This window comes from Nocardiopsis lambiniae, assembly GCF_031845465.1.
GTDB lineage: Bacteria > Actinomycetota > Actinomycetes > Streptosporangiales > Streptosporangiaceae > Nocardiopsis > Nocardiopsis lambiniae.
In genome coordinates this window covers 1-16,281 of record NZ_JAVREP010000030.1, presented here as the reverse complement: position 1 = coordinate 16,281, position 16,281 = coordinate 1, and the positions used below count along the sequence as shown (strand labels likewise).

Here is a 16,281-nt window from a genome sequence, read left to right as displayed (position 1 = left end):
GGCACCGGATAGTCGTCGTGTTCGTGCACGTGTCCCCTCGTGGGTCGGCGCGGACGTCAGTGGACGTCTTCGCGCGGGCGGTCACCGGTGTCCCCGGTGCCCTCCGTGTGCTCGGCCGGACCCCCGTCAGCGGTGTCCCCGGCGCTCTCGGCCTCACGGGCGTCGCGCAGTTCCCGCCGCATGAGGAAGATCCAGCCGCCGATGGCGACGAGGGTGAACACCCACCACTGGACGGCGTAGGACAGGCTCATCCCGGAGTCCAGTTCGCGCACCTCGATGCGCTCGGGGGCGACGTCGGGCAGCGGGTCCTGGGCGGTGAGCTCGACGTAGCCGCCGTAGACGGGATAGGGCAGTGACTCGGCGATGGCGGGCACGTCGACCATGAGCAGCTGTCCCTCGGGCAGATCGTCGCGATTGCGCCGCCCGGAGTTCTCCTCGGTCTCGGAGAAGTGGAGACGGCCGCCCACCTCGACCGTGCCGGTGGGCGCGGGCGGCACCTCGGGCACGTCCAGGGCGGTCTCACCTCGGGGGATCCAGCCCCGGTTGACCAGGACCGCGGGCCCTTCCTCGGTGACCAGCGGGGTCAGCACGTGGAAGCCGACCCCACCGGAGCCGTCGCGGTTGCGCAGCAGGATCTGGTGCCCGGTGTCCCAGGTCCCCACGGCCTCGACGGTGCGCCACCGGTCGGCGGGCGCCACGTCGGAGCCGACCTCGGTGAGTTCGGCGACCGGCACGGGTTCGGCGGCCAGGTTGCCCTGCTGGAGGGCGACGGCGTCGCTGCGCGTCCCCCAGCGGTCCACCTGCCAGAAGCCCAGCCAGATGAAGGTGGGCACGATGACGAGGACCAGCGCGTGGAACGCCAGCATGCGTTGGGAGAACAGGACTCTGCGCACGTCTTCGAGGGTATGAGACGTCTTCGAGCACCTCGCACCGCCCCGCCCACAGACCGGTCCGCTCTCGATCACCGCGCCCGTCACCGCGATCGTCACCGCGCCAGGACCGACGGCGGGGCCGCCGACACGATGTCGGCGGCCCCGCGGTGGACGTCCGTTCCCGCGCGCGGCGCGGGCGGCGGTCCTACTCCTCGCCGGCGGTGGCGAGGGCGGCCTTGCGCTTGCGGGCGAAGTACAGACCCGCGCCGCCGGCGCCGACGGCGGCGATGCCCGCGGCGACCAGACCGGTCAGGGCGCCACCGGTGAGGGGCAGCTCGGAGCCGGCCTGCTGGGGCGGGGCCGGCTTGTCGTCGCCCTTGCCGCCGTCGTCCTCACCGTCATCGCCCTCGTGCTCGTCCTCTTCACGGGGCTCCTCGGGCTTCTCGGGCTTCTCGCCGCCCGGCTCCTCCGGCTTCTCGGGGGTCTCGGGGGTCTCCTCCCCGGGCTCCTCCGGCTTCCCCGGCTCACCGGGCTTCTCGGAGATGGCCTCCAGGCAGGAGGCCTCGGCCAGGCCGAGCACGCCGACGGCGTTACCGCAGATGTCGGTGGCGACGTCGACGGGGACCACGACCTGGTTGCCGGAGGCCACACCGCCCGAACCGTCGGTGGTCGCCTCGGGGGAACCCTCGTTCTCCGGGGCGGCCTGGATGATGTTGATGATGGTGGTGCACTTGGAGCTGGCAGCGCCGAGGATCGCCACCGAGTTGCCGCAGATGTTGATGGCGGCGTCGACGGGGACGATGATCTGGTTGCCGGAGGCCACACCGCCCGAACCGTCGGTGGAGTAGGTGCCGTCGGCGGACTCCTCTTCGAGGACCTCGACGACCTCCAGGCATTCGGCCTTGGAGACGCCCCCGACGGCCACGGCGTTGCCGCAGGCGTCGATCGCGGCGTCGACGGGGACGATGATCTGGTTGCCGGAGGCCACACCGCCCGAACCGTCGGTGGAGGCGCCGCCCTTGCCGCTGGTCTCGTAGAGGACCTTGGAGACCTGGGTGCACGTGGCCTTGGATATGCCCAGGACGGCGAGCGAGTTGCCGCACAGGCCTGCCTCGATGTCGACGGGGACGATGATCTGGTTGCCCGAGCCGACACCTCCCGAACCGCTGGTGGTGGCGTCGGCGAAGGCCGCGGTCGCCGGGACGAAGGCGAGGCCGGCGGCGATCGCCGTGGCGAAGGAGTAACGGAGTGTGTTGCGCATCTGGTGCGGCCTTTCGACGCAGGAAGCCTGGGGAATCACGCCGGTCGTGGCGTTGAGCCGTGCCCCGGGACCGGTCCGCTGGTGTGCGCGGTCCCGCCGGGACGGCGGTGCGGGTCCGACACCGCGTGAGCGCGATGGAACGGCGGGGGGACCCACGGGTATCGCGGTTCCGTTCTTCGCTGACCGGCGACGGACCGAAACGTTAGCAAGACGGAGAGCGAGCACGAGCGCTTTCCGGAAATGTTTATTTCCACCATGGACACTCTGCGTGATCAACTTGCGACTTTGGGGAATAGTCGCTGTTCAAAGAATCAAGCACGACAACACAAAGATATTAATTGAGCACTCTCCGTGTTTTTCGCGCCAGAAAAAGTTAACGGTAAACCCCATCGACCAAACAACTAAGCAACTTCGTTGATTCGTTTTCAGGACACCGGGGGGAGCCACAACCTCTGCGTGGTGAATTTCAATGAATGCGCCCGGTATACCTTTTGCCAGAAAAGCCGGACAAGGGAAGGCCGGCGCCTCCGCCACCCCCCGAAGGACACGGCCGCACGCGGACCGACCCGAAGGCCCGAGACGCCGAAACCCCCGCACCCCCGAGGGCGCCCGCGTGACAAACTCCGCAAAGCATGACAAAAGCCTTAGTCAAGAGCGCGTACCCTGAGCCGACGGATCACCCCGCACGCGGATCCGATCACCTTGATACTCGGCAAGTGAACACTCATTGAGATAATTCGAATACGATCAGTGATCGTCGGTGGCGGATGGAACGGGATACCGGGCATTCGCACGCACCGGCCAACCGGAGACGTGCGACGCGCGTCCTGACTCCCAGGACATGCCCCCGTTTCCCCCGCCCCTCCTGGAGCATGCATGCAATCCGTACCCGCCCGCACCCGCACGCGCACGGCCCTGCCGATCGGAGCCGCGACGCTCGCCCTCGTGCTCGTCGCCGCCTGTTCCTCGGCCGACGACGACCCGGAACAGCTCCAGGGGGCGTCCGGGGCCGGCGGCGAGTCCTCCACTCCCCCCTCTCCGAGCGGCGAGCCCGAGGTCGCCTCCGACCCCTTCACCATCGCCTTCGGCGGTGACGTGATGTTCGAGGGCATGCTGCGCCCGCGCCTGGAGAACCCGGAGACCGCGCTCGACCCGATCTCCGAGCACCTGTCCGCCGCGGACCTGGCCATGATCAACCTGGAGACCGCGATCACCGAGGGCGGCACCCCGGCCCCCGGAAAGCAGTACCTCTTCCGTGCGCCCTCCAGCGCCCTCGACGCCCTGGAGGCGGCCGGCGTGGACGTGGCCACCATCGCCAACAACCACGGCATGGACTACGGCGTCGACGGACTCATGGACACCCTCGACAACGGTGCCGCCTCCGAGGTGGCCCTGGTCGGCGGCGGACTCGACATCGAGGAGGCGTACGCGCCCCACATCGCCGAGGTCAACGGGCAGACCGTCGCCATGTTCGGCGCCACCGACGTGCTCGACGACCACCTCATCGCCGAGTGGACCCCCGGTGAGGGCAAGCCCGGGATGGCCTCCACCAAGGGCGAGATGAAGCAGCACATGATCGACGCCGTCGCCGAGGCCGCCGCCGAGTACGACAACGTCGTGGTGTTCCTGCACTGGGGCCTGGAGGGTGCGCACTGCCCGCTGCCGCACGCGCCCACCCTCGCCCAGGAACTGGTGGACGCCGGTGCGGCGGCCGTGGTCGGCGGGCACGCGCACGTGCTCTCCCCCGGCGGCTTCCTCGGTGACTCCTACGTGCACTACGGGCTGAGCAACTTCGTGTTCTACAACTTCAACGGCCCCACCGCCGAGACCGGCGTGCTCACCCTGACCTTCGACCAGGGCTCGGTCACCCAGGCCGACTGGCTGCCCGCCCAGATCCAGGGCGGCGTCCCCGTCCCCTACGAGGGCGCGTCCGCCGAGAGCGCCACCCAGACCTGGACGAACATGCGCAACGAGTGCGGTCTGCCGCTGACCGACTCCCCCGCATGACAGGACCCCTTCCGGTCGTCCACCTCAGCCGATGTGGACGACCGGACCCGTGTCCGGGCGCGGAACGCGCTCCGGATCAGACGAGGGCGGAGGCCGGGACCCCGTGCCGGGCGGCCACCTCGGCGATCTCCGAGAGCAGTGCGTGCCGGTGCGCCGCCGCCAGGTAGGAGGCGCGAACGCCGTTGGAGGCCAGGCGCACCAGATCCGCCGGGGACAGGCCCAGGTGATGGGCGGTGCGGTACTCGTTGGTGAGGTCCGTGCCGAACATGGTGGGGTCGTCGCTGTTGAGGGTCACCAGCAGCCCGGCGTCGAGCATGGCCGGCAACGGGTGCTCCCCGATCCGCTCCACCGCCCGCGTGCACACGTTGGAGGTGGGGCTGACGTCGATGGGGATCTGCTCGTCCACCAGGCGCGCCACCAGGTCGTCATCGCGCATGGAGTCGATCCCGTGGCCGATCCGCTCCGCCCCCAGCAGGTCCAGGGCCTCACGGACCCGCTCGGGACCCCCGTGCTCACCGGCGTGCGGCAGGCTCGCCAGCCCGGCGGCGCGGGCCCGGCCGAACACGTCGGCGTAGGGGGTGAGGGTGCTCCCGGTCCCGCCCACACCGAACCCGACAGTGCTCACCGGGGCGTCGCGCAGCACCGCCTCGATCGTGCGTTCGGCGCTCTCCGGCCCGAAGTCGGTGGGGAAGTCGGGGATCCAGCGCAACCGGATGCCGTGTTCGCGTTCGGCCTCACGGCGGGCCGCCTCCACACCGTCGAACACCACCCGGGCGGGCACCCCGCGCATGAGGTGGGTGTAGAGGCTGATGTGCAGCTCGGCGTAGCGGACGTTCTGGGCCGCCAGGCTCCGAGCGACCGTGGAGGTGAGGAGGGCGAAGTCCTCCTCCTCGCGCAGGGTCCCGACCGACGCCAGGTACACCTCGATGAAGTGCGGGAAGTCGGTGAAGGCGTACCAGTCGCGAAGCCCGTCGAGGGTGCCGGGGATCTCCGCGACCCCGTGCCGACGAGCCAGGTCGAACAGGGTCTCGGCCGGCATGGAGCCTTCGAGGTGGACGTGCAGCTCCACCTTGGGAAGGTCGCGGATCAGCGCCTCGACGGCGTCGGGGGCGGGGTTCGGGTGGCTGTTCATGGCGCGAGACTACGGGTGGCCGGCTCCGGTCTCCAAGGGCTTCGGGACGATCTCACGCCTACCCGTCAGATGGAGGTGCCGGTACCGGACGTTCCCCGCCGGCTCCGCCTCGTTCGGCCGCTCGCGTCCCCGTATCCGCCCCGGTCGGCCGGGAACGGGCCGATGGGCACGGCGGGGGTCCCGCCCTCCTCCGGGTTCCCCGGCGTGCGGTGGAGCGGGGCCGAAGGACGCCCCGGGCGCACGGTGCGCCCGGGGCGACGTGGGTCAGACCGTCGGAGCCGCGCCGTCGACACGACGCGGAACACCCAGCGGGTTGTCATCGCGCAGCGCCTCGGGCAGCAGCGACTGCGGCACCGACTGGTAGGTCACCGGACGCAGGAACCGCTGGATCGCCGTGGTCCCCACCGACGTGTGCAGCGGCGCGGTCGTCGCCGGGTACGGACCACCGTGGGTCATGGCGTGGGTGACCGCCACCCCCGTCGGCCATCCGTTCCAGACGACCCGGCCCGCCAACGACGCGCCCAGGGCCAGCAGCGCCGGCGCGATCGCGTCGTCCTCCTCACCGTGCACGGTGACGGTGAGCTGACCGTGGAGCACGCCCGCCGCCTCCAGCAACCGACGCTCGTCGGCGTAGGTCACCACGAGCGTGCACGGCCCGAAGCACTCCTCCAACAGGGTCTCGGAGTGCTCCAGCAGCGAGTCCAGGTCGGTGCGCAACAACGAGGGCGACCAGGCGCCGTCCTCGCCCTCGGCCCCTTGGACCAGGACCTTCGTGGCCGGGTGGCCGGCCAGGGTGTCCAGCCCTCGGGCGAACCCGTCGGCCACCCGCTCGTTGAGCAGCGGCGCGGCCGTCCGCCCCGCGAAGTCGGTGACGAGCGCGTCCAACGCGGCGTCCTCCGGGACGAACACCACACCCGGCTTGGTGCAGAACTGTCCCGCTCCGAGGGTCGCGGAGTCGGCGTACCCCGAGAGGATGTCCCCCCCGCGCGCCTCCATCGCCGCCCGGGTCACGAAGACCGGGTTCACGCTGCCGAGTTCGCCGTAGAACGGGATCGGGTCCGGACGCGACACCGCCAGGTCGAACAGGGCGCGGCCACCCGGGATCGACCCGGTGAAGCCGACCGCCCGGGTCAGCGGGTGGAGTACCGCGAGGCGCCCCACCTCGACACCCTCCACCAGGCCGAACACCCCTTCCGGGGCGCCGGCCGCGTCGAGTGCGTCGATGACGATCTCGGTGGTGCGCCGGGCCAGGCGCAGATGCCCCGGATGGGCCTTGACGATCACCGGGCAGCCGGCGGCCAGGGCCGACGCGGTGTCGCCGCCGGCGGTGGCGAAGGCGAACGGGAAGTTGCTCGCCCCGAACACCACCACCGGACCCAACGGCACCAGCAGACGCCGCACGTCCGGGCGCGGGGTGCCCCAGTCCGGGTCGGCGGGGTCGATCATGGCCTCCAGGTGGGAGCCCTCTTCCAGCACGTCGGCGAACAGCCGCAACTGGAAGGTGGTGCGCCCCAGCTCACCCCGGCAGCGGGCCTCCGGATAGTGCGCCTCGGCCTGCGCGATGGGGACGAGTTCGTCGGCGGCGGCGTCCAGCGCCTCGGCGACGGCCCGCAGCAGTCGGGCGCGTTCCGCCGGGGCGAGCGCCGCCAGCAGCGGCGCGGCAGCGGCCGCGCGCTCCATGAGGACGTCGAGTTCCTCGGGCGTGGTGTCCCGCCGGTCCTCGATCGTCGGTTCGGGGGTGTCGGTGGTCATGGCTCAACCTCCAAGAGGGATGGGTTCGAGGCCTCGGGCACGCTCCCACCATCCCATGACGGAACCTTCACCGGTGACGCGGAAGGAAGAATCCGCAGAACGAAACTGGAATTTCCCCGGAACCAGGTGATTCCGGAACGGCATCATAGGTGAGGTGACGACTAATTCCCGAAGCTCAACGCCCCCGCGGTCGCGGAGGACCCCCGCAGGCAAGAACGGGTCCGGTCACGCATCGCACGAGAGCCGCGGGACGACCCGCGCCTCCGCGGACGAGCTCGCCTTCGCCCAGGCACCGCTCCGCCGGCTCCCCGCCCAACAACGCAGCATGCTCCGTGTCCAGCGCATGCTGGACTGCTGTGCCGAGATCCTCGACGAGGTCGGCTACGACAACCTCTCCACCACCCGGATCGCCGAGCGCGCGGGCGTGGCCATCGGTTCGGTGTACCAGTTCTTCCCGGACAAGAAGGCCATCACCCAGGCACTCGGCCTGCGTTTCCTCGACCAGTTCGGGGCCCGCATCACCGAGCGGCTGGCCGGCACCTCGTTCACGCACTGGACCGCGGCGGTCGACACCATCGTCGACGAGTACATCGACATGCACCGCAACGTGCCGGGCTTTCGCAGCCTGCACTTCGGTGACATCGTCGACCCGCGACTGCTCAACGGCGGCACCGACAACAACCGGGTCATCTCGATCCGACTGCGCAAGATCGTCGTGTCCGTGTCGGGCGTCCCCGACAGCGACGAACTCGACCGGGCGATCCACGTGGCCGTCGAGTCGGCCGACGCGGTGCTCAAACTGGCGTTCCGCGACGACCCCGAGGGCGATCCCGATCTCATCAACGAGGCGAAGCGGGTGGTGAGCAGTTACCTCACCGACTTCTCCCGACGCACCGAAGGCGAGGCCCGGTGGTAGACGACAGAGACGACACCGCCCCCGGGGCGGCCCCCACGGCCTCGCGGACCGCCGGCCCCGTCACCGGGACCGCGGCGGGGATCCCCTTCCTGGCCCTGCCCCCCGCCACCGGACCCCACCCCGCGCCACTCGTCCTGGGCCTGCACGCGTTCGAGCCGCCGCGCGGCGAGTCGGCCCTGGCCGGGACCGCGCCCATGGCGTCCCTGCCCGCATGGCGGGTCTACCCCGGGTTGCCGCTGTTCGGGGCCCGTCTGCCCGAGGGCGGTGTACGCGAGATCGGCCGACGCGGCGAACAGGACTACCTGGTCGAGCTGTTCGGCCCGGTGGTCGAGGAGGCCGCCGCCGAACTGCCCCGCCTGGTCGCCGAACTGCGCACCCGGTTCCCCATCACCGACGGCCCGGTCGGCCTGGTGGGGGTGGGCGCGGGAGCCGCGGCCACCCTACTGGCCCTCGCCGAGGGCGACCTCGCGGTCGGCGCAGCCGCCGTCGTGAACCCGGTCGCCGATCCGGCGCCGGTCATCGCCGCCCGGGAACGCCACCACGGCTCCCCCTACGCCTGGAACGACCGCTCCCTCGCGGCCCGTGAACGGTTCGACTTCGTCGCCCGTGCGGGGGAGGTCGCCCGTGGGCGCACGCCGATGCTCGTCGTCAGCGGCGGCCGGGACGAGGTGGTGCCGCCGGAGCACGGGCGGGGTCTGCACGAGGCGCTGCGCGCCGCGTTCCTGGGCACGGGCCAGGTGGACTCCGAGGCACGCGGCGGACACGGGGGCGTCGGCGGATTCGAGGGCTCCGGAGGAGGAGGGGGGCGGAACGGGCGCGAGGGTGTACCCGTCTCCCCCGAGGGGACGAACCATGTGCTCCGTCACATCGTGATCCCGGATCTGGCCCACGCCATCGGCACCGAGCCGGGACTGGAGCCCGGCCCCCTCACTCCCGCCGGTGTGCTCGTCGATCGCGCCCTGACCGAATGGTTCCACCGGCACGTCACCGCTTCCGCCCAGGTCCGGGACGGGGCCGGCGACGGATGGAGCACCGGGGGGAACCCGCGGGCGTTCGTCCCGTCGCCGTGACACGGCGTTCACCGTGTGCACCCCACCGCATCTCCGGCCGTCCCCTTAACGGACGCCACCGCGACAGTCGGTGCGCGTTCCATGGGATCATCCAGGGGCGACCGCACCCCAGCGGTCCGCCTGACCGTTTCGACTCATCCTTCAGGAGGGCGAACCACGTGACGGAACCGGCACCGGTCTTTGCCAGCGGGGTCGACAACGAGCGGTTGAGCGCGCAGCTCCGCTTCCTTCTGGAGGTGGACAAACTCAAGCGCATCCTGCGGCAGAACCTACTGGTGGACGGATCCCGCAGGGAGAACGCGGCCGAGCACTCCTGGCATCTGGCGCTGAGCGCGCGGACCTTCGCCGAATACGCGCCCGAGGGCACCGACATCGACAAGGTCGTCGAGATGCTGGTGCTCCACGACATCGTCGAGATCGACGCGGGCGACACCTTCCTGTTCGACCAGACCGACTCCGCGACCCGGGCCGAGCGCGACCGCGCCGCCGCCGACCGCATCTTCCCCCTGCTCCCCGAGGACCAGGCCGAACGGGCCCGGGACCTGTGGGAGGAGTTCGAGACCCGGTCCACCCCGGAGGCCCGTTTCGCCCGGGCCGTGAACCGGTTGTCGCCGATGCTGACCAACTGGCACAACGAGGGCGGCACCTGGGTGCGGTTCGGGATCACCCGGGCCCAGGTCATGGAGAAGGTGAAGGCGATCGCCGAGGGATCCGAGGCGTTGGGGGCGTACGCGACCGCGCTCATCGACGACGCCGACCGGCGGGGCTACTTCCGCACCTGAGCCGGGGAGCCGCCCGGTCCGGTGGGACCGCGCCCGGTCCGGTGGGTACGGAGAGCGCACCGGGGCGGACGCGCGCGAGGACGCGGGTCGGTCAGACCCGACCCATGAGCAGCTGGATCGCGGCGGACAGCCCCACCACGACCAGGACGACGCGCAGCGCGGCCGCGCTCAGCCGACGCCCGAACCGGGCGCCCAGGTATCCGCCGACGATCGAGCCCACCGCGATGAGGCCGACCACCGGCCAGGACGGCGAGGCCAGCACGACGTAGAACACGGCGGCCGTGGCGTTGACGATGCCGGCGAGCAGGTTCTTCAGGGCGTTGAGCCGCTGAAGGTCCTCGTCCAGGGCCGTTCCGAGGACGCTCATGAGGATGATCCCCTGCGCGGCGGCGAAATAGCCGCCGTAGGTGCCCGTCAGGTAGGCGCCCACCGGGAGCAGGGGGCCGCCGTCCTCGCGGGCGGGCTTGCGCGACCTGGCCCAGCGGGTGATGCGGGGCTGGAGGACGATGAGCAGGCAGGCCGCGCCGATCATGAACGGCACGACCGATTCGAACACCCCGGCGGGCAGGTAGATCAGCAGCAGGGCACCGGTGATCGCGCCGAGGAGGGACATCGTGCCCAACCGGAGTATCCGGGAGCGCTGGCCGACCAGTTCCCGACGGTAGGCGATCGCGCTGCTGACACTGCCCGGCGCCAGACCGATGCTGTTGGAGATGGTGGCGGTGATCGGCGGGTATCCCAGGGCCAGGAGTACGGGGAAGGTGAAGAGGGTCCCCGAGCCGGCGATCGAGTTGATCCCACCGGCGGCGATTCCGGCGAGGAGAACGACCGCGGCCTGCCAGAGTTCCATGGTCCGTCCTTCGCGCTCCGCCACTCCCCCCACCGTCGAGGGCGACAACAGACTACGAGATCGGATGGTCGGATCATCGCCTGGGGGTCGGGGGGAACGGGGAACGCGAAGGCCCCGGGACGCGGGAGCGCACCGGGGCCGGGAACGAGCGGAACGGGGCCTCAGGGCATCCGGACGACATCGTCGCGCAACCGCTGGAAGGCGGCGCCGACCCCTTGGAGGGCCTGACCCATCTCCGAGGGGACGATCCACACCTTGTTGGCGTCGCCCTTGGCGATCTCCGGCAGCTTCTGGAGGTACTGGTAGGCCAGTACCTCCGGGTCGACCCGGCTGGTGTGCAAAGCCTTGAACACCATGTGGATGGCGTCGGCCTCACCCCGGGCGCGCAGGGTCTGGGCGTCCGCGTCGGCCTTGGCCGTGAGCATCTGCGCCTCGGCCTGACCCTGGGCGCGCAGCACCGCCGCGGCGCGCTCACCCTCGGCGCGCAGCACCGCGGACTGCTTCTCACCCTCGGCGCTGAGCAGTTGCGCGCGCTTCTCCCGGTCCGCGCGCATCTGCATCTCCATCGCCTCCTGCACGGAGGACGGTGGCTCGATGCCCTTGAGCTCGATGCGGCTGATCTCGATGCCCCAGTCACTGGTGGCCTCGTCCAGCACCGTCTTGAGCTCGCGGTTGATCTGGTCGCGGGAGGTGAGCGTGCCCTCCAGGTTCATGCCGCCGATGACGTTGCGCAGCGTCGCCAGGGTGAGCTGCTCGACCGCCTGGATGAAGTTGGCGACCTCGTAGGTGGCCTTGTAGGCGTCCCTGACCCGGATGTAGACCGCAGAGTCGACCTCCACCGCGAGGTTGTCCTCGGTGATGGCGGACTGCGGTGGGAAGCTCACCACCTGGACACGGCGGTCGATGCGCTCGCGGATCTGGTCGACGCCGGGAATGACGACGTTGAAACCCGAGTCCAGGGTGCGGTGGAACTTACCGAAGCGTTCGACCACGTCCTGCATGGAGTGCGGAACGATGCGCACACTCCGCCAGAAGATGAGCAGGAGAACGGCGACGAAAAGCGCGACGATGAGGATCATGGTCATGCGACCACCCCTTTGTTCCGCACCGAGGTGGTATTCGACATCGACATCAGAGCAGCTCCGGATCTCCTGGCTGGGGTGGCAGGCAACGCGGGCACGGACCGCGCACCGCACGATCCCGCCCACCCGATGATCATAAAGCGCGCCGAAATGGAGCGATCCGCTCACCGCCGAAGACGCTACCCGATGTGCATCCGACGAGCCATATCCGGACAGAAACAGTATTTAAGGACAATATGATGGCTCGGTTTTCGTGCCCCTTATCCCGCCTTGCCCGGGGCCGAACAATCGGGCACGGGACGCGAGGGGCGTGGGCGACGGATGTGAGAACAAGACGACGGCCGGCGGAGACACCGCCGGCCGGGGAGGGAGAAAGGGGAGGTCCTGGTGGGAAGGGGATCAGACCGCCCGAGCACTCCAACGCTCGCCGTCCCGCTCCACCTTCAAGGGGAGCCCGAACGTCTCCGACAGGTTCTCGGCCGTCATCACCTCGTCCAGCGGACCCGCGACGACCACACCGCCTTCGCGCAGCAGCAACGCGTGCGTGAACCCCACCGGGATCTCCTCGACGTGGTGCGACACCACCACCAGAGCGGGCGCCGCCTCGTTGCGGGCCAACGCCCCCAACCGGCGCAACAGGTCCTCACGGCCGCCCAGGTCCAGCCCGGCCGCCGGCTCGTCCAACAGCAGGAGTTCGGGGTCGGACATCAGCGCCCGGGCGATCAGCACCCGTTTGCGCTCGCCCTCCGACAGGGTCTGGAACTCCCGGTCGGCCAGGTCCCCCACGCCCCAGTGCCCCAGCAGCGCCCGGGCCCGCCCCAGGTCCGGGACGCCGTACTCCTCACGGAACCGGCCCAGATACCCGTAGGCGGCGCTCAGCACCAGGTCCAGAACGGGGGTGCCCTCCTCGATGCGGCCGGCCACCGCGGCGCCCGCGTAGCCGATGAGCGGCCGCAACTCGAACACGTCCACCTTGCCCAGGCCCTCGCCCAGGATCTCCACCTCTCCCGAGGTCGGATGGAGCTGGCTGAAGGCCACGCTCAACAACGTGGTCTTACCCGCGCCGTTGGGGCCCAGGACCACCCAGCGCTCACCCTCCAGCACCGACCAGTCGACACCGTTCAACAGGAGCGAGTCGCCCCGTCGTACGGTGACCCCGCCCAGGCCCAGAACCCGACCGTCCATCGTTCTCCCTCACGTCGCTCACGTCCCGAGCCGGCGCAGGCCCGACCTACCCTGGATCCATGCACTCCACGTCCGCCTCACTCGTCGCCTGGGGCAACGCCTGGCTGTCCGGGCACGTCGGCCTGGACGACGCCGTGGACGCCGTCGAACGGCGCGACGGCCCCGGCCTCGTCGGGACGGTACCGCCGGGCGACCTGCCCTTCGAGGAGGGCGTACCGCTGCGGACCGCACTGGTACGACTTCGTGGCCTTCCCGGCGGGGGACCGTCGATGTTCCGGTTGGCGCTGCCCGCGCAAGGGGATCCGCTCGGCCTGGTCGGCCCCGGGGAGTTCAACCAGGCCGCGTTGGAAGCGCGGGAAGGGGTCCTGCTCCGACTCGCCGACCGTCAGGTGGGGCTGGTCCCCACGACCGACCGGCGTGGCTCATCCTATGTGGGGGTCTCCTGGACCCCGTATCCGGCCAACGACACGATCCCCCAGGTGCCCGATCTGGCCGAGGCCGAACAGGCGCTCAAGCTCACCCTCATCGACGTCGCCCGCGACATGGAGGGCGTCGACGACATCGCCGCGTTCGCCCCCGGTGTGCGAGAGCGGGTGGACGCGCTCGACTCGGCGCCCGCCGTCCTCGCACCCGGCTACCCGCGCCGTGCCCGGGGGATCGCCGAACAGGCCGCCCGCTTGGCCACCATCGTCGACCTCGCCGACCCCCACGGCGGGCGCGGGATGAACTCCCACCAGGTGGATGCGCGCGGGCGTGCGCTTCGCCGCCTGGACGCGGCGGTGCGCCGGGCCCTCGTGGCCGCGCACGCGGCCCTACCCCTGTGACAGGGGTGACGCGGCGGCCCCTCACAGGGCATCCTGGAAGGGTGAGGGATCCGGGCCCCGGCCTCGGATCGGAAGCCGACCCGGACGACGGCGAGGAAGTCTCAGGGTAGGACCAGGGAAGATACCTGATCCGCCGACACCGGGGGCGAACCGATACTTGAGGTGCGGTCGAAACCCGGCCCACGGATCGATGAGGAGACCCGCCACCATGCAGCCCGAGCACATCCGAGCCTCTGACGCGGACCGTGACATGGTTGCCGAACGTCTGCGCGAGGCGGTGGCGGAAGGTCGGCTCAGCCCTGTCGAACACGAGGAACGCCTCGACACCCTCTACAGGGCCAAGACCATCGGCGAACTCGGACCCATCGTGTCCGACCTGCCCGGGCCCGGACACGACGCCTTCCACCCGGAACACGCCCCCGGCGTCCCCGGCGCCCCCGACGGCATGGAGATCCTCGGCCAGGAGGCACGCGACCTCGCCGGCCAGAGCAAGGGCTCGGAGAACATGGTCGCCGTGTTCGGCGGCTGCGAACGCAAGGGCCGTTGGCTCGTCGAGCCCCGTACCAACATCTCCGTCCTGTGCGGCGGCGTCGACCTCGACCTCCGCGAGGCCGTTCTCAGCCGCCGCGAAGTGACGATCCAGGTCGCCGTCATCCTCGGCGGGGTCGACATCACCGTGCCCTACGGGGTCAGGGTGATCAACGACACGTCGGGAATTCTGGGCGGCACCGAACTGCACGGGACCGACCAGGTCACCGACCCGAACGCCCCCGTCATCCGGCTCACCGGTACCTGCATGCTGGGCGGTGTCTCCGTGAAAGCGAAGAAACCGCGCAAGTCCAAGAAGAGGAAGTGAGCCGCCGGGCCCGCAGAGTGTCCACATGGTGAACTAGCTGCGAAAAGGAACGGCCTGCGCGTCGGGACCATCGGGCGGCCGAGTACCGTGGGTGGCGCCATGAATGATGAAACCACGTTGTCGGTGACGGTGACCGGTCGCGACCGCCCGGGCATCAGCGCGCGCCTCTTGAGCACCCTCTCCGTCTTCCCCGTGACCATCGTCGACCTCGAACAGGTCGTCCTGGCCGGGCGCCTCGTCCTGGGCACCGTCCTGGAGGTGGACGAGCGCGTCGCCCCCGGGGTGAGCCGTCGTCGTGTCTTCGAAGAGGTCCGCCACGCTCTCGACAAGACCGCGATCGACCTCGACATGGAGGTGGACTACGCCTCCGGTGAGCACCGGGTCAACGACTCCTCCACCAACGATCGGCTGCACGTCACCGTGCTCGCCGACCCGCTGCGCCCCGGGGCCTTGGGCGCCATCACCTCCTGTGTGGCCCGCGCCGGCGCCAACATCGACCGGATAGAGCGCCTCTCCAGCTTCCCGGTCACCTCCGTGGAAATGGAGATCTCCGGAGCGGCGGGCGATCCCGCACGCCTCGCCCAGCTCCGCGCCGAACTGGCCATGGAGGCCGCCACCCAGGGCGTGGACGTCGCCGTCCAGCCCAGCGGCCTGCACCGCCGGGCCAAGCACCTCATCGTCATGGACGTCGACTCCACCCTCATCCAGGGTGAGGTCATCGAACTCCTCGCCGCCCACGCCGGCTGCGAGGAGGAGGTCACCCGGGTCACCGAACAGGCCATGCGCGGCGAACTCGACTTCGAGGAGTCCCTGCGCCGCCGCGTCGCCCTCCTCAAGGGCCTGGACGCCGACGCCATCGGAAAGGTCTGCCAGGAGATCCAGCTGACCCCCGGGGCACGGACCCTCATCCGCACCCTCAAGCGACTCGGTTACGAGTGCGGGATCGTCAGCGGCGGCTTCACCCAGATCACCGATGTACTGGTGGAACGGCTGGGACTCGACTACTCCGCCGCGAACACGCTGGAGGTCGTCGACGGGAAGCTCACCGGCGGACTGGTGGGCCCCATCATCGACCGCAAGGGCAAGGCCGTCACCCTCGAACGCTTCGCGGCGGAGGCCGGTGTGCCGCTCGAACAGACCGTCGCGGTGGGGGACGGGGCCAACGACCTCGACATGCTCCAGACGGCGGGACTCGGGGTCGCGTTCAACGCCAAACCGGTGGTGCGCCAGCAGGCGGACACGTCGGTGAACGTGCCGTACCTGGACACGATCGCGTTCATCCTGGGAATCACCCGCGAGGAGATCGAGGCGGCGGACCTCCACGCCCACGCGGAACCGGCATCGATAGGACACACCTCCCTCCACTGATCCGGGGGACACGGCCTTCCGAGGTACCAGCCCGGGTGGGTGAGCGTCCGCTCCCGCGGGGGCGAGGGGACTTCCTTTCCCTTCGGCCCCGGCCAGGGGCGTCGAAGAAACCCTTGAATCCGCCCCCCGCATACGAAAAAAGGGGGGGTGGCTCCCGGCCACCCCCACCACAACACAAAAAAAAGGGGGGCCGCCCACGGCGACCCCCACACACCAACCCCACCCACGAAGGGAGACCCGCCCCAACAGAGACGGGCCTCGACCCCCAAGAAAAACCGTGGCGGCAACCTACTCTCCCACCCCACCACAGGGCAGTACCATCAG

The 16,281-nt window shown here is 70.4% G+C and carries 14 protein-coding genes; 7 read left to right on the top strand and 7 right to left on the bottom strand.

Annotated elements, in window-relative coordinates; translation table 11 throughout:
• Nucleotides 1-56 precede the first annotated feature (56 nt).
• Both RM479_RS26090 and RM479_RS26085 read right to left on the bottom strand, forming a co-directional pair.
• On the bottom strand, nt 57-893 hold the full coding sequence (locus RM479_RS26090; RefSeq protein WP_311514339.1) for an SURF1 family cytochrome oxidase biogenesis protein: 837 nt from the start codon (nt 891-893) through the stop codon (nt 57-59).
• 184 nt (nt 894-1,077) lie between these two features.
• Nucleotides 1,078-2,133, bottom strand: coding sequence for a chaplin (locus tag RM479_RS26085; protein ID WP_311514338.1), 1,056 nt, complete (start codon nt 2,131-2,133; stop codon nt 1,078-1,080).
• A gap of 876 nt (nt 2,134-3,009) precedes the next feature.
• Here RM479_RS26085 and RM479_RS26080 point away from each other — a divergent pair.
• On the top strand, nt 3,010-4,140 hold the full coding sequence (locus RM479_RS26080) for a CapA family protein (RefSeq protein ID WP_311514337.1): 1,131 nt from the start codon (nt 3,010-3,012) through the stop codon (nt 4,138-4,140).
• Nucleotides 4,141-4,216: 76 nt separating this feature from the next.
• Here RM479_RS26080 and add read toward each other — a convergent pair whose 3' ends face one another.
• Both add and RM479_RS26070 read right to left on the bottom strand, forming a co-directional pair.
• On the bottom strand, nt 4,217-5,272 hold the full coding sequence (gene add / locus RM479_RS26075; protein ID WP_311514336.1) for an adenosine deaminase: 1,056 nt from the start codon (nt 5,270-5,272) through the stop codon (nt 4,217-4,219).
• A 264-nt stretch (nt 5,273-5,536) separates the two neighbouring features.
• The gene (locus tag RM479_RS26070) at nt 5,537-7,024 is read right to left on the bottom strand and encodes an aldehyde dehydrogenase (NADP(+)) (RefSeq protein ID WP_311514335.1); all 1,488 of its coding nucleotides are present in this window, start codon (nt 7,022-7,024) and stop codon (nt 5,537-5,539) included.
• Between the two features lie 325 nt (nt 7,025-7,349).
• On the opposite strand from RM479_RS26070, the gene RM479_RS26065 reads away from it, so the two are divergent.
• The 3 genes from RM479_RS26065 (at nt 7,350) to RM479_RS26055 (ending at nt 9,792) form a co-directional block, all read left to right on the top strand.
• Nucleotides 7,350-7,940 (top strand): TetR/AcrR family transcriptional regulator, encoded by a 591-nt coding sequence (locus RM479_RS26065; RefSeq protein WP_274812966.1) that lies wholly within the window; start codon nt 7,350-7,352, stop codon nt 7,938-7,940.
• Nucleotides 7,941-8,020: 80 nt separating this feature from the next.
• Nucleotides 8,021-9,010 carry an alpha/beta hydrolase family protein gene (locus RM479_RS26060; RefSeq protein WP_311514371.1) on the top strand — a complete coding sequence of 330 codons (990 nt, stop codon included), beginning with the start codon at nt 8,021-8,023 and terminating at the stop codon, nt 9,008-9,010.
• A 158-nt stretch (nt 9,011-9,168) separates the two neighbouring features.
• Nucleotides 9,169-9,792, top strand: a complete 624-nt coding sequence (locus tag RM479_RS26055) for an HD domain-containing protein (RefSeq protein WP_311514334.1) — start codon at nt 9,169-9,171, stop codon at nt 9,790-9,792.
• Nucleotides 9,793-9,883: 91 nt separating this feature from the next.
• Here RM479_RS26055 and RM479_RS26050 read toward each other — a convergent pair whose 3' ends face one another.
• From RM479_RS26050 to RM479_RS26040, 3 genes are all read right to left on the bottom strand, one after another.
• Nucleotides 9,884-10,642, bottom strand: coding sequence for a sulfite exporter TauE/SafE family protein (locus tag RM479_RS26050; RefSeq protein ID WP_311514333.1), 759 nt, complete (start codon nt 10,640-10,642; stop codon nt 9,884-9,886).
• A gap of 161 nt (nt 10,643-10,803) precedes the next feature.
• Nucleotides 10,804-11,727 (bottom strand): SPFH domain-containing protein, encoded by a 924-nt coding sequence (locus RM479_RS26045; protein WP_311514332.1) that lies wholly within the window; start codon nt 11,725-11,727, stop codon nt 10,804-10,806.
• 396 nt (nt 11,728-12,123) lie between these two features.
• Nucleotides 12,124-12,909, bottom strand: coding sequence for an ABC transporter ATP-binding protein (locus tag RM479_RS26040; protein ID WP_311514331.1), 786 nt, complete (start codon nt 12,907-12,909; stop codon nt 12,124-12,126).
• A 59-nt stretch (nt 12,910-12,968) separates the two neighbouring features.
• Between RM479_RS26040 and RM479_RS26035 the strand changes: the two genes are divergently transcribed.
• From RM479_RS26035 to serB, 3 genes are all read left to right on the top strand, one after another.
• Entirely contained in the window at nt 12,969-13,733 is a 765-nt protein-coding gene (locus RM479_RS26035; RefSeq protein WP_311514330.1) for a hypothetical protein, read from the top strand.
• A 208-nt stretch (nt 13,734-13,941) separates the two neighbouring features.
• The gene (locus tag RM479_RS26030; RefSeq protein ID WP_311514329.1) at nt 13,942-14,589 is read left to right on the top strand and encodes a DUF1707 SHOCT-like domain-containing protein; all 648 of its coding nucleotides are present in this window, start codon (nt 13,942-13,944) and stop codon (nt 14,587-14,589) included.
• A gap of 99 nt (nt 14,590-14,688) precedes the next feature.
• Entirely contained in the window at nt 14,689-15,957 is a 1,269-nt protein-coding gene (gene serB / locus RM479_RS26025; RefSeq protein ID WP_311514328.1) for a phosphoserine phosphatase SerB, read from the top strand.
• The last annotated feature ends 324 nt before the right edge of the window (nt 15,958-16,281 follow it).